This window comes from Enterobacter genomosp. S (genome assembly GCF_001631805.1).
GTDB classification, from domain to species: domain Bacteria; phylum Pseudomonadota; class Gammaproteobacteria; order Enterobacterales; family Enterobacteriaceae; genus Enterobacter; species Enterobacter quasihormaechei.
The window spans coordinates 97985-120509 of the sequence record NZ_LVVA01000022.1 but is presented as its reverse complement, the minus strand read 5'-3'; the positions used below and the strand labels follow the sequence as shown (position 1 = coordinate 120509).

Below are 22525 nucleotides of genomic sequence, written 5' to 3'. Positions count from 1 at the left end.
CCGGTAAGGCGTAGCCGCCACCGGGCTTAACGACATCAGGCTTTGCCCGCTTTCGCCAGCTCCTTCACCAGCGGCAGCATCACTTTCACGACATCCCGGCTGCGGTGCTCAATCCGCTGCGGCAGCGTTTTATCAATGTGCTGTTGATTATCCAGCCGCACGTCATGCCAGCTGGTCCCGTCCGGGAACGCTTTCGATTTAGCGCGCTGCTGATAGCCATCCTTTTTACCCAGCGCCCAGTTCGTCGCCTCGACGTACAGCACCGGGATGCCGGCCTTATCAAACACTTCACCGTCATTACAGCAGCCCGTGCCTTTTGGATAATCCGGGTTACCGCCCGGGTTTGTTGCGGCATAGACGCCATGCGAACGGGCAAGCGCCAGCGCGCGGTCGCGGGTGAGTTTACGCACGCTGCTTGGCGTGCTCTGTCCGCTATTAAAATAAAGCTTATCTCCCACGATCAGATTATCGAGGTTAATCACGAGCAGCGTATTTTTCTTCTCCGCAGGGCTCATGCGTTTGAGGAGATTCTCAGCGCCGAGTTTTCCTTCTTCTTCGCCGCTGGTCGCCACAAAGCGAATGCTGTATTCCGTAGGAATATTCTTCAGGCGTTCGGCCAGCTCAAGCATGACGCCCAGCCCTGCCGCATTGTCATCCAGTCCCTGAAGCGTCAACCCGCCGAGGTTATTGTCAATATCGGCGTCGCTCATCGGGGCGTAGGTATCAAGATGCGCCATGATGATAATCTGCTCAGCCGCTTTCCCCTCATGCGCCGCAATCACCGTGCTGCCGGTCACGTTATGCCAGTTTTGCGTTTTATTCCGTGAGGTAAAGATATAGCGGCTGTGAAAAGCGCGAATGTTGCTTTCGTAGCCCATATCCGCAAACTGCTGACGAATATAGTCTGCCGAGAGCATCTCGGCTGGGGTGCCGGTCATGCGGCCCGGAAAGACAGTCGCAATATGCCGCGCCTGCATACTGGCTATTTCACCGTAAGATTGATTTTTTGCCTGAGCCGGAAGGATAAAGCAAACGCCGAGCGCCAGGGCAACGAATCGGTGGCGCATTGCGGAAAACATAGTGAGTCCTTAAAAACAGAGCAAAATTTTAACCCGCATAGTATGAAACTGTGATCGGGTAGACACAATTTGAATTGCTCTTAAATGCCCGAAATTTCGCGTGTTAAGCACTTTTTGATATTTGCTTTTCCATGGCGTTATTCCATTGAGTAACTACTCATTCCAATTCGTAATTTCATTCGATCTAAGCCGCCCCCTATAGTCCCCTTATTCCTTGTTGTTAGCGAGTTGTTGCCTGTGGACTATCTCCCCCTTTTTGCCGCCCTGAAAGACCGACCGGTACTGGTTGTCGGGACGGGTGAAATTGCCGATCGCAAAATCGCGTTTTTGCAGCGCGCAGGGGCGCAGGTGCAGGTCGTAGAAGAGGCGGATTTTGAAGCGTCACAGATAGACAGCGTAGTGCTGGTCATTGCGGCAACCGAAGATCGGGCGCTCAATCGCCGCATCTCCGACGCCGCCCAGGCCCGTCACCGTCTGGTTAACGTGGTAGACGACCAGCCGCTGTGTTCATTTATCTTCCCGTCGATTGTTGACCGCTCGCCGCTGCTGGTGGCGATCTCCTCCGGCGGTACCGCACCGGTGCTGGCGCGCGTGCTGCGGGAAAAAATCGAAGCGCTGCTGCCGACCAGCCTCGGACGCATGGCGGAGAAAGCCAGCTACTGGCGCAGCCACCTGAAAACCCGTCTCACCAGCGTGGCGGAACGCCGTCGCTTCTGGGAGCGCGTTTTTCGCGGACGCTTTGCCAGCCTGATGCATGCCGGCAACGAGACGGCGGCGCAGCAAGTCCTCGAGGATGAGCTGGATAACCCCGGCAGTACGGGCGGGGAGATCATTCTGGTGGGCGCCGGGCCGGGCGATGCCGGGCTGCTGACGCTGCGTGGCCTCCAGGTGCTTCAGGATGCGGACGTGGTGTTCTACGACCACCTGGTCACCGACGGCATCCGCGAGCTGATCCGCCGGGACGCGGAGCAAATTTGCGTCGGCAAACGCGCCGGCGAGCACTCGGTGCCGCAGCACGACACTAACCAGATGCTGATTGCCGCCGCGAAAGCGGGCAAGACCGTGGTGCGCCTGAAAGGGGGCGACCCGTTTATCTTCGGTCGTGGTGGCGAAGAATTGCAGGCGGCAGCCGAAGCGGGCGTTCCGTTTCAGGTGGTCCCCGGCATTACGGCGGCATCTGCCGTCACGGCCTATGCCGGTATTCCGCTGACCCATCGCGATTACGCCCAGAGCGTAACCTTCGTGACCGGGCACTATAAAGCTGACAGCACGCCGTTTGACTGGTCGCATCTGGCCCAGAGTCGACAAACGCTGGCGATTTATATGGGCACGATGAAGGCGGCAGACATCAGCGAACAGCTTATTCAGCACGGTCGCGATGCGACGACGCCGGTAGCCGTGATCTCCCGCGGAACACGCGTCGATCAGCACGTCGCTATCGGCACATTACAAGACCTTGCAACCCTGGCGAAAGATGCCCCAATGCCCGCCCTGATCGTGGTGGGAGAGGTGGTGCAGCTGCACAGCACCCTCGCCTGGTTCCAGCACACAACCGACACAGAAGGCTTCGGGTCTTCTGTTATCAATTTGGCTTAAGGAACGGTTATGGACCAAAAACGACTGACTCACCTGCGGCAGCTTGAAGCGGAAAGCATCCATATTATCCGCGAAGTGGCTGCCGAGTTTTCTAACCCGGTGATGATGTATTCCATCGGTAAAGATTCCAGCGTCATGCTGCACCTGGCGCGTAAAGCGTTTTATCCGGGCACGCTGCCGTTTCCGCTGCTGCACGTGGATACCGGCTGGAAATTCCGCGAGATGTACGAGTTTCGCGACCGTACCGCGAAGGCCTACGGCTGCGAGCTGCTGGTGCACAAAAACCCGGAAGGGGTGGCGATGGGTATCAACCCGTTCGTGCACGGCAGCGCCAAGCATACCGACATCATGAAAACCGAAGGGCTGAAGCAGGCGCTGAATAAATACGGTTTCGATGCGGCCTTCGGCGGCGCGCGCCGCGACGAGGAGAAATCCCGCGCCAAAGAGCGAATCTACTCCTTCCGCGACCGCTTCCACCGCTGGGACCCGAAAAACCAGCGCCCGGAGCTGTGGCACAACTACAACGGCCAGATCAACAAGGGCGAAAGCATTCGCGTCTTCCCGCTCTCCAACTGGACCGAGCTGGATATCTGGCAATACATCTATCTGGAAAATATTGAAATCGTTCCGCTGTATCTGGCCGCCGAGCGTCCGGTGCTGGAGCGCGACGGCATGCTGATGATGATCGACGACGATCGTATTGATTTACAGCCGGGCGAAGTGATCAAAAAACAGATGGTCCGTTTCCGTACTCTCGGCTGCTGGCCGTTGACCGGCGCGGTGGAATCCAACGCGCAGACGCTGCCGGAGATCATCGAGGAGATGCTGGTGTCGACCACCAGTGAGCGACAGGGCCGCGTGATTGACCGCGACCAGGCAGGCTCCATGGAGCTGAAGAAACGTCAGGGTTATTTCTAAGGAGCCGCCATGAACATGACTATTGCCCAACAAATTGCCGATGAAGGCGGCGTGGAAGCTTATCTGCACGCCCAACAGTACAAAAGCCTGTTGCGTTTCCTGACCTGCGGCAGCGTTGATGACGGGAAAAGTACCCTGATTGGCCGTCTGCTGCACGACACGCGCCAGATTTACGAAGATCAGCTCTCTTCCCTGCACAACGACAGTAAACGTCACGGTACCCAGGGCGAAAAACTCGATCTGGCGCTGCTGGTGGACGGCTTGCAGGCGGAGCGCGAGCAGGGCATCACCATTGATGTGGCCTATCGCTACTTCTCCACCGAGAAGCGCAAGTTTATTATCGCCGACACCCCGGGACATGAGCAGTACACCCGCAACATGGCAACCGGCGCCTCCACCTGCGACCTGGCGATCCTGCTGATTGACGCCCGCAAAGGCGTGCTGGATCAGACCCGTCGTCACAGCTTTATCTCTACGCTGCTGGGGATCAAACACCTGGTGGTGGCGGTCAATAAAATGGACCTGGTGGACTACAGCGAAGCGCGATTCGACGAGATCCGCCAGAGCTACCTGACCTTTGCTGAACAGCTGCCGGGCAACCTGGATATTCGCTTCGTGCCGCTCTCAGCGCTGGAAGGGGATAACGTCGCCTCTCAGAGCGCGAAGATGCCGTGGTACAGCGGCCCAACGCTGCTGGAAGTGCTGGAAACCGTTGAAATTCAGCGCGTGGTTGAGACCCAGCCGATGCGCTTCCCGGTGCAGTACGTTAACCGCCCGAACCTCGATTTCCGCGGCTTCTCGGGCACCATTGCGTCCGGCTCCGTCAACGTGGGCCAGCGCGTGAAGGTGCTGCCGTCCGGCGTGGAATCGGCCATTGCCCGTATCGTTACCTTTGATGGCGATCTGGACGAAGCCGGGGCAGGTGAAGCGGTGACGCTGGTACTGAAAGACGAGATTGATATCAGCCGTGGCGATCTGCTGGTTGATGCGCAGGAAACGCTGGCGGCGGTGCAGGGCGCGTCCGTGGACGTGGTGTGGATGGCGGAACAGCCGCTGACCGCAGGCCAGAGCTACGATATGAAAATTGCCGGGAAGAAAACCCGTGCACGCGTGGACGGCATTCAGTTCCAGGTTGACATCAACAACCTGACCCAGCGCGACGTAAGTGAGCTGCCGCTGAACGGCATCGGCCTGGTGGACCTGACCTTCGACGAGCCGCTGGTGCTGGATCCGTATCAGCAGAACCCGGTGACGGGCGGGCTGATCTTTATCGACCGCCTGACGAACGTCACCGTCGGTGCCGGGATGGTGCGCGAGCCAAACGCGCAGGCTGCCATGGCCACTGAGTTCAGCGCGTTTGAGCTGGAGCTTAACGCGCTGGTGCGTAAGCACTTCCCGCACTGGGGCGCACGCGATCTGCTGGGAGGCAAGTAATGGCTGCCCATGATGAGAACGTCGTCTGGCATCCTCATCCGGTCACCGTCGCCCAGCGCGAACAGCTCCACGGTCACCGTGGGGTTGTGCTGTGGTTTACCGGGCTGTCTGGCTCCGGTAAATCCACGGTGGCAGGCGCACTGGAAGAGGCGCTGCATCAGCAGGGAGTAAGCACCTATCTGCTGGACGGCGACAACGTGCGTCACGGCCTGTGCAGTGATTTGGGGTTCAGCGATGATGACCGCAAAGAGAACATTCGTCGGGTGGGAGAGGTCGCCAGCCTGATGGCGGATGCCGGGCTGGTGGTGCTGACGGCGTTTATCTCGCCGCACCGCGCTGAACGTCAGATGGTGCGTGAGCGCGTGGGGCAGAATCGCTTCATCGAGGTGTTTGTGGATACGCCGCTTGAGATCTGCGAAGCGCGCGATCCAAAAGGACTGTATAAAAAAGCCCGTGCGGGAGAGCTGCGAAACTTCACCGGTATTGACGCGGTTTACGAAGCGCCTGAATCCCCTGAGATTCATCTGGAAGGCCAACAATTGGTAACAAATTTAGTAAGCCAATTGTTAGACCTGCTCAGACGGGACGATATTATCAGATCCTGAGACGGTATCGTTCGGGAGCTGTCTTCCCGAGCGATGAGTCACGGTCACAGGATTAGCTATGCGCAACAGTGAAAACTACATTATTACCACCGGGTCGGAACCGTTAACGACCGACGACGAGACGACCTGGTCCTTTCCTGGGGCGATTGTCGGCTTCTTGTCGTGGTTACTGGCGCTGGGTATCCCGTTTTTGATCTACGGTGGAAATACACTCTTCTTCTTCCTCTATACCTGGCCTTTCTTCCTCGCGCTGATGCCCGTTGCGGTGGTTGTCGGCGTTGCGCTGCACTCCCTTTTTAACGGCAAGCTCCTGTATAGTACCCTCATCACTATTGCCACCGTTGTGGTCATCTTTGGTCTGCTGTTTTTATGGCTGATGGGCTAACTTACGGCATAATTAAAACCCCGCAGTAGAGTCCAGCGGAAAGTTATGGGATGATGATGCCGTTTTTTCAGGGGGCAGGATGGGTAAACTAACGCTGCTGTTGCTGGCTTTGCTGGTCTGGCTGCAATATTCGCTGTGGTTCGGCAAAAACGGACTGCACGACTACAGCCGGGTGAGCGATGACGTCGCGGCACAGCAGGCGACAAACGCCAAACTTAAAGCGCGTAACGATCAACTTTTTGCTGAAATTGATGACCTCAATGGCGGCCAGGAGGCGATTGAGGAGCGCGCACGCAATGAACTCAGTATGACTAAGCCGGGCGAAACGTTTTATCGTCTGGTTCCGGATGCGTCTAAACGCAATCAGGGCTCCGCACAAAACAATCGATAATCAGGCCCAGGATTACGACATGGCAGCAACTTTTTCGGACGTCTGTGCCGTGGTGCCGGCCGCAGGTTTTGGCCGGCGCATGCAGACAGAGTGTCCCAAGCAGTACCTCTCAATTGGTGATAAAACGATCCTCGAGCACGCCGTGGCGGCGCTGCTGGCGCATCCTCGGGTGACGCGCGTTGTGATTGCCATCAGCCCCGGCGATGCGCGTTTTGCGCAGCTTCCGCTGGCAAATCATCCTCAGATTACCGTTGTTGACGGCGGCGCCGAGCGGGCCGACTCCGTTCTGGCGGGCATTCAGGCTGCCGGACACGCGCAGTGGGTGCTGGTCCATGACGCGGCACGTCCGTGCCTGCATCAGGACGACCTGGCACGCCTGCTTGCGCTGAGCGAAACCAGTAAAGTGGGCGGTATTCTGGCCGCGCCGGTGCGTGACACCATGAAGCGTGCCGAACCGGGTAAACCGGCGATTGCGCACACCGTTGAGCGCGTTGATTTATGGCACGCGCTGACGCCACAATTTTTCCCCCGCGAATTACTCCACGACTGCTTAACGCGTGCGCTTAAAGAAGGTGCGACCATTACGGACGAAGCCTCGGCGCTGGAGTATTGCGGTTTCCACCCCACGCTTGTTGAAGGGCGCGCTGATAATATAAAAGTGACGCGCCCGGAAGACTTACAGCTCGCGGAATTTTATCTTACCCGTACGACCTCTCAGGAGAAGGCATAATGCGTATTGGACACGGTTTTGATGTACACGCCTTTGGCGGCGTTGGCCCAATTATCATTGGCGGCGTGCGTATTCCTTACGAAAAAGGCCTGCTGGCGCACTCTGACGGCGACGTGGCGCTGCACGCGCTGACCGACGCGCTGCTGGGTGCCGCCGCGCTGGGCGACATCGGCAAACTGTTCCCGGACACCGATCCTGCTTTTAAGGGCGCGGACAGCCGCGAGCTGCTGCGCGAAGCGTGGCGCCGCATTCAGGCCAGGGGCTACACCCTCGGCAACGTTGACGTGACGATCATTGCTCAGGCGCCGAAGATGCTGCCGCATATCCCGCAGATGCGCGTGTTTATTGCCGAAGATCTGGGCTGCCATATGGACGACGTCAACGTCAAAGCCACCACCACGGAGAAGCTGGGCTTTACAGGCCGTGGCGAAGGCATTGCCTGTGAGGCCGTAGCGCTGCTGGTGAAGGCGGCCAAATGACCGATTTCGATAATCTGACGTATCTGCACGGTAAACCGCAGGGCAATGGGCTGCTGAAGGCCAACCCTGAAGATTTCGTGGTGGTGGAAGATCTCGGCTTTGAGCCGGACGGCGAAGGCGAGCACATTCTGGTGCGCATTCTGAAAAACGGCTGCAACACCCGCTTCGTGGCGGACGCGCTGGCAAAATTCCTCAACATTCACGCCCGCGAGGTGAGCTTCGCCGGGCAGAAAGATAAGCACGCCGTGACCGAGCAGTGGCTTTGCGCCCGCGTGCCCGGCAATGCGATGCCTGATTTAAGCAAATTTGAGCTTGAAGGCTGTAAGGTGCTGGAGTACGCCCGCCACAAGCGCAAGCTGCGTCTGGGCGCACTGAAAGGCAATGCCTTTACCCTGGTACTGCGCGAAGTGACCGACCGCGAAGACGTTGAAAAACGCCTGAAGGCCATTAACGAACGCGGCGTGCCGAACTATTTCGGCGCGCAGCGCTTTGGGATCGGCGGCAGCAACCTGCTGGGCGCGCTGCGCTGGGCCCAAAGCGATGCACCGGTGCGCGATCGTAATAAACGCAGTTTTTGGTTGTCGGCGGCCCGCAGCGCGTTGTTTAATCAGATTGTGAGCGAACGGCTGAAAAAACCGGACGCGAATCAAGTTGTTGTCGGCGATGCGCTACAATTAGCGGGACGCGGAAGCTGGTTTATGGCAACGGCCGAAGAGATGGCCGATGTCCAGTCGCGCGTGGACGCTAAAGCGCTGATGATCACCGCCGCCTTGCCGGGCTCAGGCGACTGGGGAACCCAGGGCGAGGCGCGGGTTTTTGAGGAGTCAGCGGTGGCGGATGCGCCGGAATTACAATCATTGCTGGTGCGGGAAAAGGTCGAGGCGGCACGCCGTGCGATGCTCCTTTACCCGCAACAGCTGAGCTGGAACTGGTGGGATGACGTAACCGTCGAGTTACGCTTCTGGCTGCCGGCAGGTAGCTTTGCCACCAGTGTTGTCAGGGAACTTATCAACACGTCGGGTGATTATGCGAATATTGCTGAGTAACGATGACGGGATCCATGCGCCAGGTATACAGACGCTGGCGAAACACCTCCGTGAATTTGCGGATGTGCAGGTCGTGGCTCCCGATCGTAACCGCAGCGGCGCGTCTAACTCATTGACGCTGGAGTCTTCACTTCGCACCTTTACCTTTGAAAATGGCGATATTGCCGTTCAGATGGGGACGCCGACCGACTGCGTGTTTCTGGGCGTGAACGCGCTAATGCGCCCGCGACCGGACGTTGTGGTCTCCGGCATCAATGCGGGGCCAAATCTTGGCGATGATGTGATTTACTCCGGTACCGTGGCCGCGGCGATGGAAGGGCGACACCTGGGGTTCCCGGCGCTGGCGGTCTCGTTAAACGGTCACATCCACTACGACACTGCCGCCGCAGTGACCTGCTCCCTTCTCCGTGCGCTTGGTCGTAAGCCGCTGCGTACCGGACGAATCCTCAATATTAACGTGCCGGATCTCCCGCTGGACGAGATTAAAGGGATTCGCGTGACGCGCTGCGGCAGTCGCCATCCTGCCGATCAGGTTATTCCCCAGCAGGATCCGCGCGGCAATACCTTGTACTGGATCGGCCCACCGGGAGATAAATGTGATGCGGGGCCAGACACCGACTTCGCTGCGGTGGACGAGGGATACGTTTCCGTTACACCGTTGCACGTGGATTTAACCGCTTATAGCGCGCATGATGTGGTGTCGGACTGGTTAGATCGGGTCGGAGTGAACGCGCAATGGTAAGTAAACGTGTACAAACTCTTCTGGAACAATTACGCGCTCAGGGGATCGCCAGCGAGCAGGTGCTGGATGCGCTCGCTCAGGTTCCCCGCGAGAAGTTTGTAGATGAGGCGTTTGAACACAAAGCGTGGGAAAACGTGGCGCTGCCCATTGGGCAAGGCCAGACGATTTCGCAGCCCTACATGGTGGCGCGGATGACGGAGCTTCTGGAGTTAACGCCAGAATCCCGGGTGCTGGAAATTGGCACCGGTTCAGGGTATCAAACCGCGATCCTGGCCCACCTTGTTCACCATGTGTGTTCGGTGGAACGGATTAAAGGGTTGCAGTGGCAGGCGCGCCGTCGCCTGAAACAGCTTGATTTACATAATGTATCGACACGTCACGGTGATGGATGGCAGGGTTGGCAGGCTCGCGCCCCGTTTGACGCCATCATTGTCACGGCAGCGCCACCTGAAATCCCCGCTGCACTTCTTTCGCAGCTGGACGAGGGCGGCATTCTGGTTTTGCCCGTCGGAGATGAGCAGCAGCTTTTGAAGCGCGTTCGTCGACGCGGCGGTGAGTATATTATCGATACCGTTGAAGCCGTGCGCTTTGTGCCCCTGGTTAAGGGCGAGCTGGCCTGAGACTCGGATTTTTCCAGGGTTATTAAGGCAAATTCAGCGTATGGTGTGGCGCGATAGGTTCGTGCCATCACGGTTATTTTTAAGTCACTGGTAGTTAACACATTCCTGGGGGATAAATGAGCGCGGGAAGCCCTAAATTCACCATCAGCCGTGTTGCGGCATTATCACTGGTTTCGCTCTGGCTGGCAGGCTGTTCAAATTCGAATAACGCGCCTGCGCCCGTCAGTTCCGTTAATGGAACCAGCGGCTCGGGTAACACGTCCAGCGGAATGTTGATCACTCCTCCGCCTAAAATGGGCACCACAACGGCGCAGCAAACTCCGCAGATCCAGCCGGTTCAGCGTCCAGTTACGCAGCCTACGCAGATTCAGCCAGTCGATCAGCCTGTTCAGACCGAAAATGGCCGCATAGTGTATAACCGTAAGTATGGGAACATTCCGAAAGGTAGCTATACCGGCGGCAGCACCTATACCGTGAAGCGCGGCGACACGCTGTTCTATATTGCCTGGATCACCGGGAACGATTTCCGCGATTTGGCACAGCGAAACAACGTCCAGGCCCCGTATGCTCTGGAAGTTGGGCAAACGCTTCAGGTTGGCAACGCGACTGGGACACCGCTTACGCCAGGCAACACCGTTTCGGCGGCCGACGTCACCGCGCAAAATAACAGCGTTATCCCTGCACAAAAAACCACCACGACGGTTGCTTCCCAACCTGTAATTACGTATTCTGAGGATTCAGGTGATCAGAGTGCTAACAAAATGTTGCCGAATAATAAAGGTACTGCGACTGTTGTCACAGCACCGACTACGGCACCTGTGGTTAGCTCTACTGTACCGACTGCAAGCAGTCAGAATGCCAGCTCGTCAATCAATACCTGGCGCTGGCCAACTGACGGCAAGATTATCGAGAACTTTGCAACCTCTGAGGGGGGGAACAAAGGGATCGATATCGCAGGCAGTAAAGGACAGGCAATCATCGCGACCGCAGACGGACGCGTTGTCTATGCCGGTAACGCACTGCGCGGTTACGGTAATCTTATTATCATCAAACATAATGATGATTACCTGAGTGCCTACGCCCATAACGACACAATGCTGGTCCGGGAACAACAAGAAGTTAAGGCGGGGCAAAAAATCGCTACCATGGGTAGCACCGGAACCAGTTCTACACGCTTGCATTTTGAAATTCGTTACAAGGGGAAATCCGTAAACCCGCTGCAATATTTACCGCAGCGATAAATTGACGGGGCATGCCAGCCAGGGTGTCTCGTCCAGGGATCACGGGTAGGAGCCACCTTTATGAGTCAGAATACGCTGAAAGTTCATGATTTAAATGAAGACGCGGAATTTGATGAGAACGGATCGGAGGCTTTTGACGAAAAAGCCTTAGTAGAAGAGGAACCCAGTGATAACGATTTGGCTGAAGAAGAGCTGTTATCGCAGGGCGCCACACAGCGTGTACTGGACGCGACTCAGCTTTACCTTGGGGAAATTGGTTACTCCCCACTGCTAACGGCCGAAGAAGAAGTCTATTTCGCACGTCGTGCTTTGCGTGGTGATGTTGCCTCGCGTCGTCGCATGATCGAAAGTAACCTGCGACTGGTCGTGAAAATTGCCCGCCGTTACGGCAATCGTGGTCTGGCTCTGCTGGATCTGATTGAAGAGGGCAACTTAGGTCTCATCCGCGCAGTTGAGAAGTTTGACCCGGAACGCGGGTTCCGTTTCTCAACCTACGCGACCTGGTGGATTCGTCAGACCATCGAACGGGCTATTATGAACCAGACCCGTACGATTCGACTGCCGATTCACATCGTCAAAGAGTTGAATGTTTATCTGCGTACCGCGCGCGAGTTGTCCCATAAGCTGGACCACGAGCCAAGTGCGGAAGAGATTGCAGAGCAACTCGACAAACCGGTTGATGACGTAAGCCGTATGCTGCGTCTCAACGAGCGCATTACCTCGGTTGACACCCCGCTGGGTGGCGACTCCGAAAAAGCGCTGCTGGACATCCTGGCCGATGAAAAAGACAACGGCCCGGAAGACACCACGCAGGACGATGACATGAAACAGAGCATCGTTAAATGGCTGTTCGAACTGAACGCCAAACAGCGTGAAGTGCTGGCACGTCGTTTCGGTTTACTGGGGTATGAAGCTGCGACACTGGAAGACGTCGGCCGTGAGATTGGCCTGACCCGTGAACGTGTTCGTCAGATTCAGGTTGAAGGTCTGCGCCGCTTGCGTGAAATCCTGCAAGGGCAAGGTCTGAATATCGAAGCGCTGTTCCGCGAGTAAGCAACCATTCGTCAGAAAAAGGCCCGTCGTGAGACGGGCCTTTTTTATGCCTTACGATTGCGCCGTTTCGTGCAGCAAACGCCAGGTGATGGTATCGCCTTCCTGATTGAGCACCGCGGTTGACCAGCGCACGTTAACGGGCTGGCCTGGCCGGGTTTGCGTCTCCCGGTAATGAAGCACCGCGCCGTTGTCCCACGTCTGTAGCGTCCTTAACGCATCAATGCCGATCCTGAGCCCAGGCCGGGCTCCACGCTGCGCGTTTAAAAATTGAGCAAGGGCGTGATGATCTAAAGGTGTGCCACCTGGCGTGACCATCAGAAAGTCCGGGTGGAAACGGGCGAGCAGGGCATCGGGATCGCCTTTGCTTTCACCTAACCAGTTTTCAAGTGCGACGTGGATGTCGAGGATCTCTTGTTCGAAATGCGTCATGGTTGCTCCTGTTGCAGATGCGCAAGCAGCTGCGCGTTGTTAAGACGACAGACGTACAGTATGGGCAGCAGGGTGATGGCTGCGGCAAAAATAAACATTCCGTGCCAGGCGTCCAGCGGTGCGATATTCGCCTGCATGGTGCTCAGCACCTGGGCCAGCAGCAGGGCACCCATAAAAAAGCTCAGCTGACGATTCAGATTCCACAGCGCGCTGGCATCTGGCATATCTTCCCGCCGCACCGTCAAAAACGCGCTGCTCTGAGCCGTGCTGCTACACAGGCTTCCCCCGGCTCCCATCAGCGCAAACGCAACGGCAGGTAATAGCATTGCCGAAGTGACGTTAATTAAAAGCAGAATGCCCGCCGCCTGCAAAAGGCAACCGATGACCACCAGCGGCCGGGGGCCGATACGGTTGAAATAGCGTCCTGTCGCGTTGATAGCCAAAAATGAGGCCACAGACCACGGCAGCATAAGCATCCCCGTTGCGGCGGGTGTCATATTGGCCTCGTTCTGGAGGTAATACATGCCCGTTACGTTTACGCCAATAAAGATGCCGGGTACGCACACATAGATGAGCATGGATAGGCGCAATAGCGGGTCCGCCAGCAAAGACAGATTTACTCTCCTGGTGGTTTTTATCGGTGACACTTCTGTTTTAAGCCACGCGCAGGCCAAAGCAAAGGTAACGATGGCGACGGGCAGGGTGGCAAAAAATATCCAGCGCCAGCTTAACGTCTGAACCAGCATGCCGCCCACCGCCGGTGAGCAGGCGGGGGCAAGCAGTGCGACCAGCATCACCGCCGAGGAGAGTCTGGCCCGCTCGTGAGGCTTAAACTGTTGCCAGGTCAGCGCCTGGCCAACCGGGATCAGTAAACCGCCTCCGGCCCCCTGCGCTACTCGCCATGCAATCAGACTTTCCAGCGAAGAGGAGAGGCCCGCCGCAACGGAAGCCGCGCTAAAGAGAGCCAGCGAGAGCAGGATAACGCGCTTCGGCCCGACGCGGCGCGTCAGGATGCTGCTGAAAGGGATGACTAACGTCAGCCCGGCAATGTATCCGTTACTGACCCAGGCAAGTCCAGATGGCGTGGTATTAAACGCGTGAGCCATCGCCGGAAAGGCGACGCTGGCAATAAACATGTTTATCAAATCAAGGAAAAAGCCGAGCAGAAAGACGACGGCGATTTTGCTACGATACGTCATGGAAGTTCCTCCGGTGAGGTGGCGTATCGTATCGGCCCCGGCGTTACGGATAAACGCGACAAAGCACGATATACTGTCAACATTATTTTGACAGTAAGCCAGGCAAGTGATGCTTAATCTACAGCGAACGGCGATGTTTATCGCCGTAGCGGACACCGGCAGTTTCACCGCCGCGGCGGAGGCGATGGGGCTGACAAAAGCGGTGGTCAGTTTCCATATTCGTCAGCTTGAAGAGGAGCTGGGTGTGACTCTGCTGCTGCGATCCACCCGTCGCCTGACGCTGACCGAGGCAGGAAGGCTCTTTCATCAGCGAAGCGTGATGCTGTTAAAGGATGCCGAGCGATTGCAGGATGACGTTCGCGCCAACCATGCCGGGCTGACGGGAGAACTGCGGATCACCACCACGCCCGAGTATGGCTCGCAGGTGGTGGTGCCGTTGCTGGCTGAATTTAGCCAGCAGCATCCGGACCTTCGCGTGCGGCATGTCTCGTCCTCGGTGCATGCCGATCTTATCGCGGAGCGCTTCGATGTCGCTATACGGCTGGGTACGCTTGCCGATTCGCGCTATCACGCCGCATTGATTACCACCTTCACCATCCTGCCTGTGGCAACGCCAGGCTGGCTGGCAAATCATCCGGTTGAATCGCTGGAGCAGCTGGCAGACGCTGACTGGATTATTCACGAGCGTTTAACTTCGCCGCTGCGCTGGCAGGTGACTGGCGTTGAGCGACATCCGGTGACCTTTGAGATCAAAAAAGCACCGCGCCTGTATGCAGACAGTGCCCAGGCGCTGATGGCTTTTGCCCTCGCCGGATGTGGGGTGGCGCTATTGCCGGCGTGGCTGGTGCGAAACGCACTGGAGGCAGGTGATCTGGTCTCGCTGTTACCGGCGTATACGTTTGCTCAGCAGGGCATTTATGCCGTCTATCCCGATGCCCAGCATGTGCCGGCAAAAGTGCGCACGTTTATTGATTTCATGCGCGTCAGGGCGGGTTAATCGTGCATCATCTTAATGATGAGCGCTACAAATTGCTCTCGTTCCGCGTCGTTAAGGCGCCCCAAAAACGCCTCATCCACCTTATTTCCAATCGGTTTACTGCTTCCCAGCAGGGCCTCACCTTCAGCCGTCAGGAAGACAAAGCGCCGGCGCTTGTCCGCAGGATCGTGCTCGCGCCTGACCAGACCGCGTGATTCCATACGGCTCAGCATTTCAGCCAGCGTCGCTTTGGTGCTCACCGCGACGTCAGTCAGTGCAACCTGCTCAATGCCAGGATTTTCAGCTATCGATCGCATCACCGCATATTGTGGCTTGGTCAGCTCGGGCAAAGCGTGCTGCCACTGGGCGGTATGCTGTTGAAAAAGCTGGCGTAGCAGGTGAAAAGCTTCTTGTCTTAACTCCATGAACACTCCGACGGAAAAATACTCCTTCTATGATAGCCGCTCTCGGCCTGAATTTTAACGCGAGAGTTTTTAGCGATAAGTGTGATCGTGTACGAACGATCTTGTCAGGCGCAGGATCCAGGAGTAGTTTAATTAATATGTTCGTATACGAACGAATTGACTGAGGTGCTGAATGAGACTGATTGTAGGAATGACGGGCGCGACGGGTGCGCCATTAGGCGTGGCGCTGTTGCAGGCGCTGCGGGAAATGCCGGAGGTGGAAACGCATCTGGTGATGTCGAAGTGGGCAAAAACCACGATTGAGCTGGAAACCCCCTTCACCGCGCATGACGTTGCCGCACTGGCGGATGTCGTCCATAGCCCTGCCGATCAGGCTGCCACCATCTCCTCCGGCTCGTTTCGCACCGACGGCATGATCGTCATCCCGTGCAGCATGAAAACGCTGGCGGGTATCCGCGCGGGCTACGCCGAAGGGCTGGTGGGGCGTGCGGCAGACGTGGTGCTGAAAGAGGGGCGCAAGCTGGTGCTCGTTCCTCGTGAAACGCCGCTCAGCACCATTCATCTCGAGAACATGCTTGCCCTTTCACGCATGGGCGTGGCGATGGTGCCGCCTATGCCTGCGTACTACAACCACCCGCAAACCGCCGATGACATCACCCAGCATATCGTGACCCGGGTGCTCGACCAGTTTGGTCTGGAGCATAAAAAAGCCCGACGCTGGAAGGGGTTGCAGGCAGCAAAACATTTTTCACAGGAGAATAACGATGGCATTTGATGATTTGAGAAGCTTCTTGCAGGCGCTCGATGAGCAAGGGCAGCTGCTGAAAATTGAGGAAGAGGTTAACGCGGAGCCGGATCTGGCGGCGGCCGCCAACGCTACCGGGCGCATTGGCGATGGCGCGCCTGCGCTGTGGTTCGATAATATCCGCGGCTTCACCGATGCCCGCGTGGTAATGAACACCATCGGCTCGTGGCAAAACCACGCCATTTCGATGGGGCTGCCGGCGAATACCCCGGTGAAAAAACAGATCGACGAGTTTATTCGTCGCTGGGACAAATTCCCCGTCGCGCCAGAGCGTCGTGCAAACCCGGCCTGGGCGGAGAATACGGTTGACGGAGAAGACATCAACCTGTTCGACATTCTGCCGCTGTTCCGCCTGAACGACGGCGACGGGGGTTTTTATCTTGATAAAGCGTGCGTTGTATCGCGCGATCCGCTCGACCCCGATCACTTCGGCAAGCAGAACGTCGGTATTTATCGTATGGAAGTGAAGGGCAAGCGTAAGCTCGGCCTGCAACCGGTGCCGATGCATGATATCGCGCTGCATCTGCATAAGGCCGAAGAGCGCGGCGAAGATCTGCCCATTGCGATTACGTTGGGTAACGATCCGATCATCACCCTGATGGGCGCTACGCCGCTGAAATACGATCAGTCCGAATATGAGATGGCCGGCGCGCTACGCGAAAGCCCGTATCCGATTGCGACGGCCCCGCTGACCGGTTTCGATGTGCCGTGGGGGTCGGAAGTGATCCTGGAAGGGGTGATTGAAGGCAGGAAACGCGAGATAGAAGGGCCATTCGGCGAGTTTACCGGGCACTACTCCGGTGGACGCAACATGACGGTCGTGCGTATCGATAAAGTGTCTTACCGTACTAAACCCATTTTCGAATCTCTCTACCTGGGGATGCCGTGGACCGAAATTGATTATCTGATGGGGCCCGCCACCTGCGTGCCGCTTTATCAGCAGCTGAAGGCAGAATTCCCGGAAGTGCAGGCGGTTAACGCCATGTACACCCATGGTCTGCTGGCGATTATCTCCACTAAAAAACGGTACGGCGGTTTTGCTCGTGCGGTCGGGCTCCGTGCCATGACCACGCCGCACGGTCTGGGCTACGTGAAGATGGTGATTATGGTGGATGAGGACGTCGATCCGTTTAACCTGCCACAGGTGATGTGGGCCCTGTCATCAAAAGTCAATCCGGCGGGCGATCTGGTACAGCTGCCGAATATGTCTGTGCTGGAGCTTGACCCCGGCTCCAGCCCGGCGGGGATCACTGACAAGCTGATCATTGATGCCACCACGCCTGTCGCCCCGGACAACCGTGGCCACTACAGCCAGCCGGTACAGGATCTCCCCGAAACCAAAGCCTGGGCCGAAAAACTGACCGCGATGCTGGCGGCACGTCAATAAGGAGGAAAAAATGATTTGTCCACGTTGTGCCGATGAACATATTGAGGTGATGGCAACATCACCGGTGAAAGGTGTCTGGACGGTATATCAGTGTCAGCACTGTCTGTATACCTGGCGCAATACTGAACCGCTGCGCCGGACCAGCCGTGAACACTATCCTGAAGCATTCCGTATGACGCAGAAGGATATTGACGAGGCACCGCAGGTGCCGACGATCCCGCCTCTGCTGTAAAGGAAAAGCCCGGTGGCGCTGCGCATACCGGGCCTACGTTTTTTGTAGGCCGGGTAAGGCGATGCCGCCACCCGGCAAAACAGACCGCAGAGAACTAAACCAGACTCTTCAGCCGATAAATCCACTCCAGCGCCTGACGCGGCGTTAGCGAGTCCGGATCCAGATTTTCCAGCGCTTCCACGGCCGGTGACGTCTCTTCCGGGGCCGCCAGCAGCGACATCTGCGTGCCATCTATCTGCGTGGCTGCCGCATTCGGTGACAAACTTTCCAGCTCACGCAATTTCTGACGCGCGCGCTTAATCACCTCTTTCGGCACGCCTGCCAGCGCGGCGACGGCCAGGCCATAACTCTTGCTTGCCGCGCCGTCCTGCACCGTGTGCATAAAAGCGATGGTATCGCCGTGCTCAAGCGCATCAAGATGGACGTTAGCCACGCCTTCCATTTTTTCTGGCAACTGTGTCAGTTCGAAATAGTGAGTCGCGAACAGCGTCAGCGCCTTGATTTTATTTGCCAGACTTTCCGCACACGCCCAGGCCAGAGACAGGCCGTCATAGGTGGACGTACCGCGTCCGACTTCGTCCATCAATACAAGACTGTTCTCTGTTGCGTTATGCAGAATGTTGGCGGTTTCGGTCATCTCGACCATAAAGGTGGAGCGACCGCTCGCCAGATCGTCCGCCGCACCCACGCGTGTGAAGATTCGGTCGACAGGACCAATCTCAACCTTCTGCGCAGGAACGTAGCTGCCAATATAGGCGAGCAGCGCGATAAGGGCTGTCTGGCGCATATAGGTACTTTTACCGCCCATGTTAGGGCCGGTAATGATTAGCATTCTTCGCTGCGGTGACAGGTTCAACGGGTTGGCAATAAACGGCTCGTTCAGCACCTGCTCAACCACCGGGTGGCGGCCTTCGGTAATGCGAATACCGGGTTTGTCGGTGAAAGTTGGACAGGTGTAATTCAGCGTCTCGGCGCGCTCGGCCAGGTTTACCAGCACATCCAGCTCGGCCAGCGCGGCGGCGCTCTGTTGCAGGTCAGCCAGGTGCGGCATCAGGATATCGAACAGCTCGTCATAAAGCTGTTTTTCCAGCGCCAGCGCTTTACCTTTCGACGTGAGAACTTTGTCCTCGTACTCTTTCAGCTCGGGAATAATATAGCGCTCGGCGTTTTTCAGCGTCTGGCGGCGAACGTAGTGAATCGGTGCCAGGTGGCTCTGGCCACGACTGATCTGGATATAGTAACCGTGTACGGCGTTGTAGCCGACTTTAAGGGTATCGAGCCCCAGACGTTCACGCTCGCGGATTTCCAGCTTATCCAGATAATCCGTCGCGCCATCGGCCAGCGCGCGCCATTCGTCCAGCTCTTCGTTGTAACCCGGGGCAATGACGCCGCCATCGCGCACCAGAACAGGTGGCGCATCGATGATGGCGCGTTCCAGCAGCTCGCGAAGCTCGTTAAATTCGCCCATTGTTTCGCGAAGCTTTTGCACCGGCGCGCTGTCGACTTCTTCCAACTGAGCGCGCAGTTCCGGCAACTGCTGGAAAGCGTGACGCATACGGGCGAGATCGCGTGGACGCGCGGTGCGCAATGCCAGACGTGCAAGGATTCGCTCAAGGTCACCCACCTGACGCAGCACCGGCTGCAACTCGGTGTAACGATCCTGCAATGCGGCAATGGTTTGCTGGCGGCCGATGAGCGTTTCGGTATTGCGAATCGGCATATGCAGCCAGCGTTTGAGCATACGGCTGCCCATTGGGGTAACCGTGCTGTCGAGAACCGACGCCAGCGTGTTTTCAATGCCGCCAGCGAGGTTCTGTGTGATCTCCAGATTGCGGCGCGTGGCGGCATCCATGATGATGCTATCCTGCTGACGTTCCATGGTAATGGAACGGATATGGGGCAGGGCGGTACGCTGCGTATCCTTCACGTACTGCAACAGGCAACCTGCGGCACACAGCCCGCGCGGTGCATTTTCCACGCCAAAGCCAATCAAATCGCGCGTGCCAAATTGCAGGTTCAGCTGCTGGCGCGCGGTATCAATTTCGAACTCCCACAGTGGACGACGACGTAGGCCGCGGCGGCCTTCGATCAGCGCCATCTCGGCGAAATCCTCTGCGTAGAGCAGTTCTGCCGGATTGGTGCGCTGTAGTTCGGCTGCCATGGTTTCACGGTCGGCCGGTTCACTCAGGCGAAAACGGCCGGAGCTGATGTCCAGCGTGGCGTAGCCAAACCCTTTACCGTCCTGCCAGATAGCCGCCAGCAGGTTATCCTGGCGCTCCTGAAGCAGGGCTTCATCGCTGATGGTTCCCGGCGTGACGATGCGCACGACCTTGCGCTCAACGGGGCCTTTCGACGTTGCCGGGTCGCCAATTTGTTCGCAGATGGCGACAGACTCGCCCTGGTTCACCAGTTTCGCCAGATAGTTTTCAACCGCGTGATGCGGGATGCCCGCCATCGGGATTGGCTCACCTGCCGACGCGCCACGTTTCGTCAGGGAAATGTCGAGCAACTGAGACGCACGTTTCGCATCGTCATAAAAAAGCTCGTAAAAGTCGCCCATACGGTAAAACAGCAGAATTTCCGGATGCTGTGCTTTCAGCTTCAGATACTGCTGCATCATCGGCGTATGTGCGTCGAAATTGTCGATTGTGCTCATGGAGTTATGATATCCATTTCTTTGAAAATATTACGTTTTGAGCGGCTCATTGGCCGATTGTTCCTTCTATTGTCGCATGAAAAAAAGGTGCGGCGCAGAAAAAAGTCACGACTTTACGAGGCTTCTTCCGCCATCAATTCAATGACGATTTTCCCGTGCTCGACGCCCACCCGAACCTTTGAGTTGGTGGTAAACCCCGCTTTTTCAAGCCAGTCGCCCTTCAGGCTCAGCGCGGCGTGTACGCTGTAGCGTTTTGGGATTTTCGTTTTACGGTCTTCATGACGTTTTCTGAAGTATCCCACTTTTAAGTGACGATAGGGTTTGGCGATCGCGATCTGCTGCATAGGCTCTCCGGTAAACAGGGCAAAGGTAGTACTTTATGCCTGTATAAAATAACAGTAAAAAGCAGCGGGGGGACGGGTAATTCTGGAAGGACGCTTCAGAAATTGGAATGCAATGACTGAAAATGCGTAGATAAAAAGGTATTATAAATGCACTTTATTGGTGAGGACGACGTCATGTCCGGTAAACGAATTTCACGCGAAAAAAAGACGATCGCCAGAATGATCGCGCTGTATGAACGCCAGTGTCCTGAGGCTTCAAGGGAGGAAGGGCATTATCAGGCGCTGAAGGCGTATGCCGATAAGCGGCTGGATAAATGCGTGTTCGGTGAGGAAAAGCCCGCCTGCAAACAGTGTCCGGTACACTGCTATCAGCCCGCCAGACGGGAAGAGATGAAGCAGGTGATGCGCTGGGCAGGGCCACGGATGTTATGGCGTCATCCGATTCTGACTATCCGTCATCTGATCGACGATCGTCGTCCGGTGCCGGAATTACCGGAAAAGTATCGGCCCAAAAAATAATTGACTCAGCGCTGCAATGGGCGACAAATCACGCTCAGGGCGACGGCGCTGCACAGCGGAAATATCGCCAGCAGCAGCCAGGGGTAAATGGCTTGCGTTGAGGGCACCAGCGCCTTGTCCAGCAGACTGCCTAACCCTAAATTCCCCGCCAGCACCGCAACGCCGCCGGCGGTGGAGAGCGCGCCATAGTGCGCCCCAAGCGTCGACTCCTCAGCGAAATATGGGATCAAATCTTTTGCCGACGGCACCAGCAACATCTGTCCGAGCGTTAACAGCGTGACGAGGCTTGCGGAGGGCAGCAGGCGCAGCCAGCCTTCCGGTGGCTCAGTCGCCGCAAAGAGCGCCACACTGGCAAACGAGGCGGAGAGCAGCAAAAAGCCCACCGGTAAAATCCTCACCGCGCCCACTTTTCGGGCGAAGCGGGCGAGGGGCAATTGCAGAACAATAATCAGCACTGAGGCCAGCATAAACAGCGGTCCCAGATCTTTCTCGCTGCCACCGGCGCGCTGGATCTCCACCGGCAGCGCCAGATAAAGCTGGTTATAGCTTAACAGCCATGAGCTGTAGGCAATGATAAAGGCGACGAAACGCGGCTGACGGAACGTCGTCCACCAGGGCAGAATTTTCAGCGGCTTCGAGCTGTGGGGCGCCGCAGGCAAGCAGAAAAAGAGCACCACCAGCGCAACGATAAATATCCCTGCGCCAGCGAGCGCAACCTGGCGAAAACCCAGCCCCGTCAGCAGGGCACCCATCACCGGGCCGAGTACGGCGCCGAGTTCACCGCACACCGCAAACAGCGCAAACCACTCCGCACGGCTGCGTTTACCCGTTGCCTCACTTTGCGTTCCCGCTTTTGCCAGCAGGGCTTCTATCGACGGTGAGAACAGCGCGCCGCCAATGCCCGTCAGACAGGCCCCCAGAATGATGGGCCACAGCGATTGCCCAAAGGCCAGCAGCAGATAACCCGCCACGCGGACAATGCAGCCGCTGAGGATCACGCTCTTCGCGCCAAACCGGTCTGAAAGCGCGCCGCCGATAATAAACATTCCTTGCTGGGAGAAGGTGCGCAGCCCCAGCACCAGACCGATCAGCCCGCCGGAGAGCAGCATATCGTCACGTAAGAAGATCGCCAGGAAGGGCACGACCGCGTAAAAGCCGATATTAAACACAAACTGGCTGCCCAGCAGAACGGGCGGCCAGAGGGTGGTGGCAGGACGAAGAGGCATTATTTTCA

At 57.1% G+C, this 22525-nt stretch carries 26 protein-coding genes; 18 read left to right on the top strand and 8 right to left on the bottom strand.

The features are described 5' to 3' along the window. Positions 1–35: 35 nt before the first annotated feature. Entirely contained in the window at positions 36–1079 is a 1044-nt protein-coding gene (locus A3466_RS18945) for an aminopeptidase (RefSeq protein WP_063451893.1), read from the bottom strand. A gap of 237 nt (positions 1080–1316) precedes the next feature. On the opposite strand from A3466_RS18945, the gene cysG reads away from it, so the two are divergent. From cysG to A3466_RS18890, 11 genes are all read left to right on the top strand, one after another. Then, complete coding sequence (gene cysG / locus A3466_RS18940; protein ID WP_063451892.1) at positions 1317–2675, top strand: siroheme synthase CysG; 1359 nt, start codon at positions 1317–1319, stop codon at positions 2673–2675. Positions 2676–2684: 9 nt separating this feature from the next. Further along, positions 2685–3593 carry a sulfate adenylyltransferase subunit CysD gene (gene cysD / locus A3466_RS18935; RefSeq protein WP_008499613.1) on the top strand — a complete coding sequence of 303 codons (909 nt, stop codon included), beginning with the start codon at positions 2685–2687 and terminating at the stop codon, positions 3591–3593. Positions 3594–3602: 9 nt separating this feature from the next. After that, entirely contained in the window at positions 3603–5027 is a 1425-nt protein-coding gene (gene cysN, locus A3466_RS18930) for a sulfate adenylyltransferase subunit CysN (protein WP_063451891.1), read from the top strand. Further along, on the top strand, positions 5027–5632 hold the full coding sequence (gene cysC, locus A3466_RS18925) for an adenylyl-sulfate kinase (protein WP_063451890.1): 606 nt from the start codon (positions 5027–5029) through the stop codon (positions 5630–5632). Before cysN ends, cysC begins: the two co-directional genes overlap by 1 nt. A gap of 58 nt (positions 5633–5690) precedes the next feature. After that, a complete protein-coding gene (locus tag A3466_RS18920; RefSeq protein ID WP_063451889.1) occupies positions 5691–6017 on the top strand; it encodes a DUF3561 family protein in 327 nt (108 codons plus the stop codon). Between the two features lie 79 nt (positions 6018–6096). Next, positions 6097–6408 (top strand): cell division protein FtsB, encoded by a 312-nt coding sequence (gene ftsB, locus A3466_RS18915; RefSeq protein ID WP_003862095.1) that lies wholly within the window; start codon positions 6097–6099, stop codon positions 6406–6408. A 19-nt stretch (positions 6409–6427) separates the two neighbouring features. After that, a complete protein-coding gene (ispD, locus tag A3466_RS18910) occupies positions 6428–7138 on the top strand; it encodes a 2-C-methyl-D-erythritol 4-phosphate cytidylyltransferase (protein WP_063451888.1) in 711 nt (236 codons plus the stop codon). Then, on the top strand, positions 7138–7617 hold the full coding sequence (ispF, locus tag A3466_RS18905) for a 2-C-methyl-D-erythritol 2,4-cyclodiphosphate synthase (protein WP_063451887.1): 480 nt from the start codon (positions 7138–7140) through the stop codon (positions 7615–7617). Before ispD ends, ispF begins: the two co-directional genes overlap by 1 nt. Further along, a complete protein-coding gene (gene truD / locus A3466_RS18900) occupies positions 7614–8663 on the top strand; it encodes a tRNA pseudouridine(13) synthase TruD (RefSeq protein WP_063451886.1) in 1050 nt (349 codons plus the stop codon). The genes ispF and truD overlap by 4 nt, the downstream gene beginning before the upstream one ends. Then, positions 8644–9405 (top strand): 5'/3'-nucleotidase SurE, encoded by a 762-nt coding sequence (gene surE, locus A3466_RS18895; protein WP_063451885.1) that lies wholly within the window; start codon positions 8644–8646, stop codon positions 9403–9405. The genes truD and surE overlap by 20 nt, the downstream gene beginning before the upstream one ends. Beyond that, complete coding sequence (locus A3466_RS18890; protein WP_063451884.1) at positions 9399–10025, top strand: protein-L-isoaspartate(D-aspartate) O-methyltransferase; 627 nt, start codon at positions 9399–9401, stop codon at positions 10023–10025. Before surE ends, A3466_RS18890 begins: the two co-directional genes overlap by 7 nt. Positions 10026–10119: 94 nt before the next feature. Here A3466_RS18890 and A3466_RS23825 read toward each other — a convergent pair whose 3' ends face one another. Next, positions 10120–10251: a peptidase gene (locus A3466_RS23825; RefSeq protein WP_321190281.1), complete on the bottom strand. Its 132-nt coding sequence runs from the start codon at positions 10249–10251 to the stop codon at positions 10120–10122. Here A3466_RS23825 and nlpD point away from each other — a divergent pair. Together nlpD and rpoS are read left to right on the top strand one after the other, a co-directional pair. Further along, complete coding sequence (nlpD, locus tag A3466_RS18885; protein WP_321190282.1) at positions 10193–11266, top strand: murein hydrolase activator NlpD; 1074 nt, start codon at positions 10193–10195, stop codon at positions 11264–11266. The two genes, A3466_RS23825 and nlpD, sit on opposite strands and share 59 nt — an antisense overlap. A 60-nt stretch (positions 11267–11326) precedes the next feature. Continuing rightward, complete coding sequence (gene rpoS, locus A3466_RS18880) at positions 11327–12319, top strand: RNA polymerase sigma factor RpoS (RefSeq protein ID WP_022649182.1); 993 nt, start codon at positions 11327–11329, stop codon at positions 12317–12319. 51 nt (positions 12320–12370) lie between these two features. On the opposite strand, the gene A3466_RS18875 is transcribed toward rpoS, so the two are convergent. Then, positions 12371–12748 (bottom strand): DUF4440 domain-containing protein, encoded by a 378-nt coding sequence (locus tag A3466_RS18875; RefSeq protein WP_063451882.1) that lies wholly within the window; start codon positions 12746–12748, stop codon positions 12371–12373. Then, a complete protein-coding gene (locus A3466_RS18870) occupies positions 12745–13947 on the bottom strand; it encodes an MFS transporter (RefSeq protein ID WP_063451881.1) in 1203 nt (400 codons plus the stop codon). The genes A3466_RS18875 and A3466_RS18870 overlap by 4 nt, the downstream gene beginning before the upstream one ends. Positions 13948–14056: 109 nt before the next feature. Here A3466_RS18870 and A3466_RS18865 point away from each other — a divergent pair, with 109 nt between their 5' ends. After that, positions 14057–14944, top strand: a complete 888-nt coding sequence (locus A3466_RS18865) for a LysR family transcriptional regulator (protein WP_063451880.1) — start codon at positions 14057–14059, stop codon at positions 14942–14944. Here the strand turns inward: A3466_RS18865 and A3466_RS18860 are convergent. Further along, positions 14941–15348 carry a MarR family winged helix-turn-helix transcriptional regulator gene (locus tag A3466_RS18860; RefSeq protein ID WP_063451879.1) on the bottom strand — a complete coding sequence of 136 codons (408 nt, stop codon included), beginning with the start codon at positions 15346–15348 and terminating at the stop codon, positions 14941–14943. The genes A3466_RS18865 and A3466_RS18860 overlap by 4 nt on opposite strands. A 172-nt stretch (positions 15349–15520) precedes the next feature. Between A3466_RS18860 and A3466_RS18855 the strand changes: the two genes are divergently transcribed. The 3 genes from A3466_RS18855 to A3466_RS18845 are packed head-to-tail and all read left to right on the top strand — an operon-like array spanning position 15521 to position 17772. Then, positions 15521–16123, top strand: a complete 603-nt coding sequence (locus A3466_RS18855; protein WP_063451878.1) for a non-oxidative hydroxyarylic acid decarboxylases subunit B — start codon at positions 15521–15523, stop codon at positions 16121–16123. Then, the gene (locus tag A3466_RS18850) at positions 16113–17540 is read left to right on the top strand and encodes a non-oxidative hydroxyarylic acid decarboxylases subunit C (RefSeq protein WP_063451877.1); all 1428 of its coding nucleotides are present in this window, start codon (positions 16113–16115) and stop codon (positions 17538–17540) included. Before A3466_RS18855 ends, A3466_RS18850 begins: the two co-directional genes overlap by 11 nt. Before the next feature lie 10 nt (positions 17541–17550). After that, positions 17551–17772, top strand: coding sequence for a non-oxidative hydroxyarylic acid decarboxylases subunit D (locus tag A3466_RS18845; RefSeq protein ID WP_033146398.1), 222 nt, complete (start codon positions 17551–17553; stop codon positions 17770–17772). A 94-nt stretch (positions 17773–17866) separates the two neighbouring features. On the opposite strand, the gene mutS is transcribed toward A3466_RS18845, so the two are convergent. Next, positions 17867–20428: a DNA mismatch repair protein MutS gene (mutS, locus tag A3466_RS18840; protein WP_063451876.1), complete on the bottom strand. Its 2562-nt coding sequence runs from the start codon at positions 20426–20428 to the stop codon at positions 17867–17869. A gap of 113 nt (positions 20429–20541) precedes the next feature. After that, positions 20542–20772: a SymE family type I addiction module toxin gene (locus tag A3466_RS18835; protein ID WP_063451875.1), complete on the bottom strand. Its 231-nt coding sequence runs from the start codon at positions 20770–20772 to the stop codon at positions 20542–20544. A 174-nt stretch (positions 20773–20946) separates the two neighbouring features. Between A3466_RS18835 and A3466_RS18830 the strand changes: the two genes are divergently transcribed. Next, positions 20947–21291 carry a nitrous oxide-stimulated promoter family protein gene (locus A3466_RS18830; RefSeq protein ID WP_063452023.1) on the top strand — a complete coding sequence of 115 codons (345 nt, stop codon included), beginning with the start codon at positions 20947–20949 and terminating at the stop codon, positions 21289–21291. Between the two features lie 5 nt (positions 21292–21296). On the opposite strand, the gene A3466_RS18825 is transcribed toward A3466_RS18830, so the two are convergent. Then, on the bottom strand, positions 21297–22517 hold the full coding sequence (locus A3466_RS18825; RefSeq protein WP_432416619.1) for an MDR family MFS transporter: 1221 nt from the start codon (positions 22515–22517) through the stop codon (positions 21297–21299). Between the last annotated feature and the right edge of the window lie 8 nt (positions 22518–22525).

Bases quoted from the DNA above. Each gene is read 5' to 3' on its own strand.
- A3466_RS18920 (WP_063451889.1), top strand. From the start codon at position 5,691: ATGCGCAACAGTGAAAACTACATTATTACCACCGGGTCGGAACCGTTA.
- A3466_RS18890 (WP_063451884.1), top strand. From the start codon at position 9,399: ATGGTAAGTAAACGTGTACAAACTCTTCTGGAACAATTACGCGCTCAG.
- A3466_RS18835 (WP_063451875.1), bottom strand. From the start codon at position 20,772: ATGCAGCAGATCGCGATCGCCAAACCCTATCGTCACTTAAAAGTGGGA.
- cysD (WP_008499613.1), top strand. From the start codon at position 2,685: ATGGACCAAAAACGACTGACTCACCTGCGGCAGCTTGAAGCGGAAAGC.
- A3466_RS18865 (WP_063451880.1), top strand. From the start codon at position 14,057: ATGCTTAATCTACAGCGAACGGCGATGTTTATCGCCGTAGCGGACACC.
- surE (WP_063451885.1), top strand. From the start codon at position 8,644: ATGCGAATATTGCTGAGTAACGATGACGGGATCCATGCGCCAGGTATA.
- A3466_RS18870 (WP_063451881.1), bottom strand. From the start codon at position 13,947: ATGACGTATCGTAGCAAAATCGCCGTCGTCTTTCTGCTCGGCTTTTTC.
- A3466_RS18875 (WP_063451882.1), bottom strand. From the start codon at position 12,748: ATGACGCATTTCGAACAAGAGATCCTCGACATCCACGTCGCACTTGAA.
- truD (WP_063451886.1), top strand. From the start codon at position 7,614: ATGACCGATTTCGATAATCTGACGTATCTGCACGGTAAACCGCAGGGC.
- ispF (WP_063451887.1), top strand. From the start codon at position 7,138: ATGCGTATTGGACACGGTTTTGATGTACACGCCTTTGGCGGCGTTGGC.
- A3466_RS18860 (WP_063451879.1), bottom strand. From the start codon at position 15,348: ATGGAGTTAAGACAAGAAGCTTTTCACCTGCTACGCCAGCTTTTTCAA.
- A3466_RS18825 (WP_432416619.1), bottom strand. From the start codon at position 22,517: ATGCCTCTTCGTCCTGCCACCACCCTCTGGCCGCCCGTTCTGCTGGGC.
- cysC (WP_063451890.1), top strand. From the start codon at position 5,027: ATGGCTGCCCATGATGAGAACGTCGTCTGGCATCCTCATCCGGTCACC.
- ispD (WP_063451888.1), top strand. From the start codon at position 6,428: ATGGCAGCAACTTTTTCGGACGTCTGTGCCGTGGTGCCGGCCGCAGGT.
- A3466_RS18945 (WP_063451893.1), bottom strand. From the start codon at position 1,079: ATGTTTTCCGCAATGCGCCACCGATTCGTTGCCCTGGCGCTCGGCGTT.
- A3466_RS18855 (WP_063451878.1), top strand. From the start codon at position 15,521: ATGAGACTGATTGTAGGAATGACGGGCGCGACGGGTGCGCCATTAGGC.
- mutS (WP_063451876.1), bottom strand. From the start codon at position 20,428: ATGAGCACAATCGACAATTTCGACGCACATACGCCGATGATGCAGCAG.
- A3466_RS18830 (WP_063452023.1), top strand. From the start codon at position 20,947: ATGTCCGGTAAACGAATTTCACGCGAAAAAAAGACGATCGCCAGAATG.
- cysN (WP_063451891.1), top strand. From the start codon at position 3,603: ATGAACATGACTATTGCCCAACAAATTGCCGATGAAGGCGGCGTGGAA.
- A3466_RS18845 (WP_033146398.1), top strand. From the start codon at position 17,551: ATGATTTGTCCACGTTGTGCCGATGAACATATTGAGGTGATGGCAACA.
- rpoS (WP_022649182.1), top strand. From the start codon at position 11,327: ATGAGTCAGAATACGCTGAAAGTTCATGATTTAAATGAAGACGCGGAA.
- ftsB (WP_003862095.1), top strand. From the start codon at position 6,097: ATGGGTAAACTAACGCTGCTGTTGCTGGCTTTGCTGGTCTGGCTGCAA.
- A3466_RS18850 (WP_063451877.1), top strand. From the start codon at position 16,113: ATGGCATTTGATGATTTGAGAAGCTTCTTGCAGGCGCTCGATGAGCAA.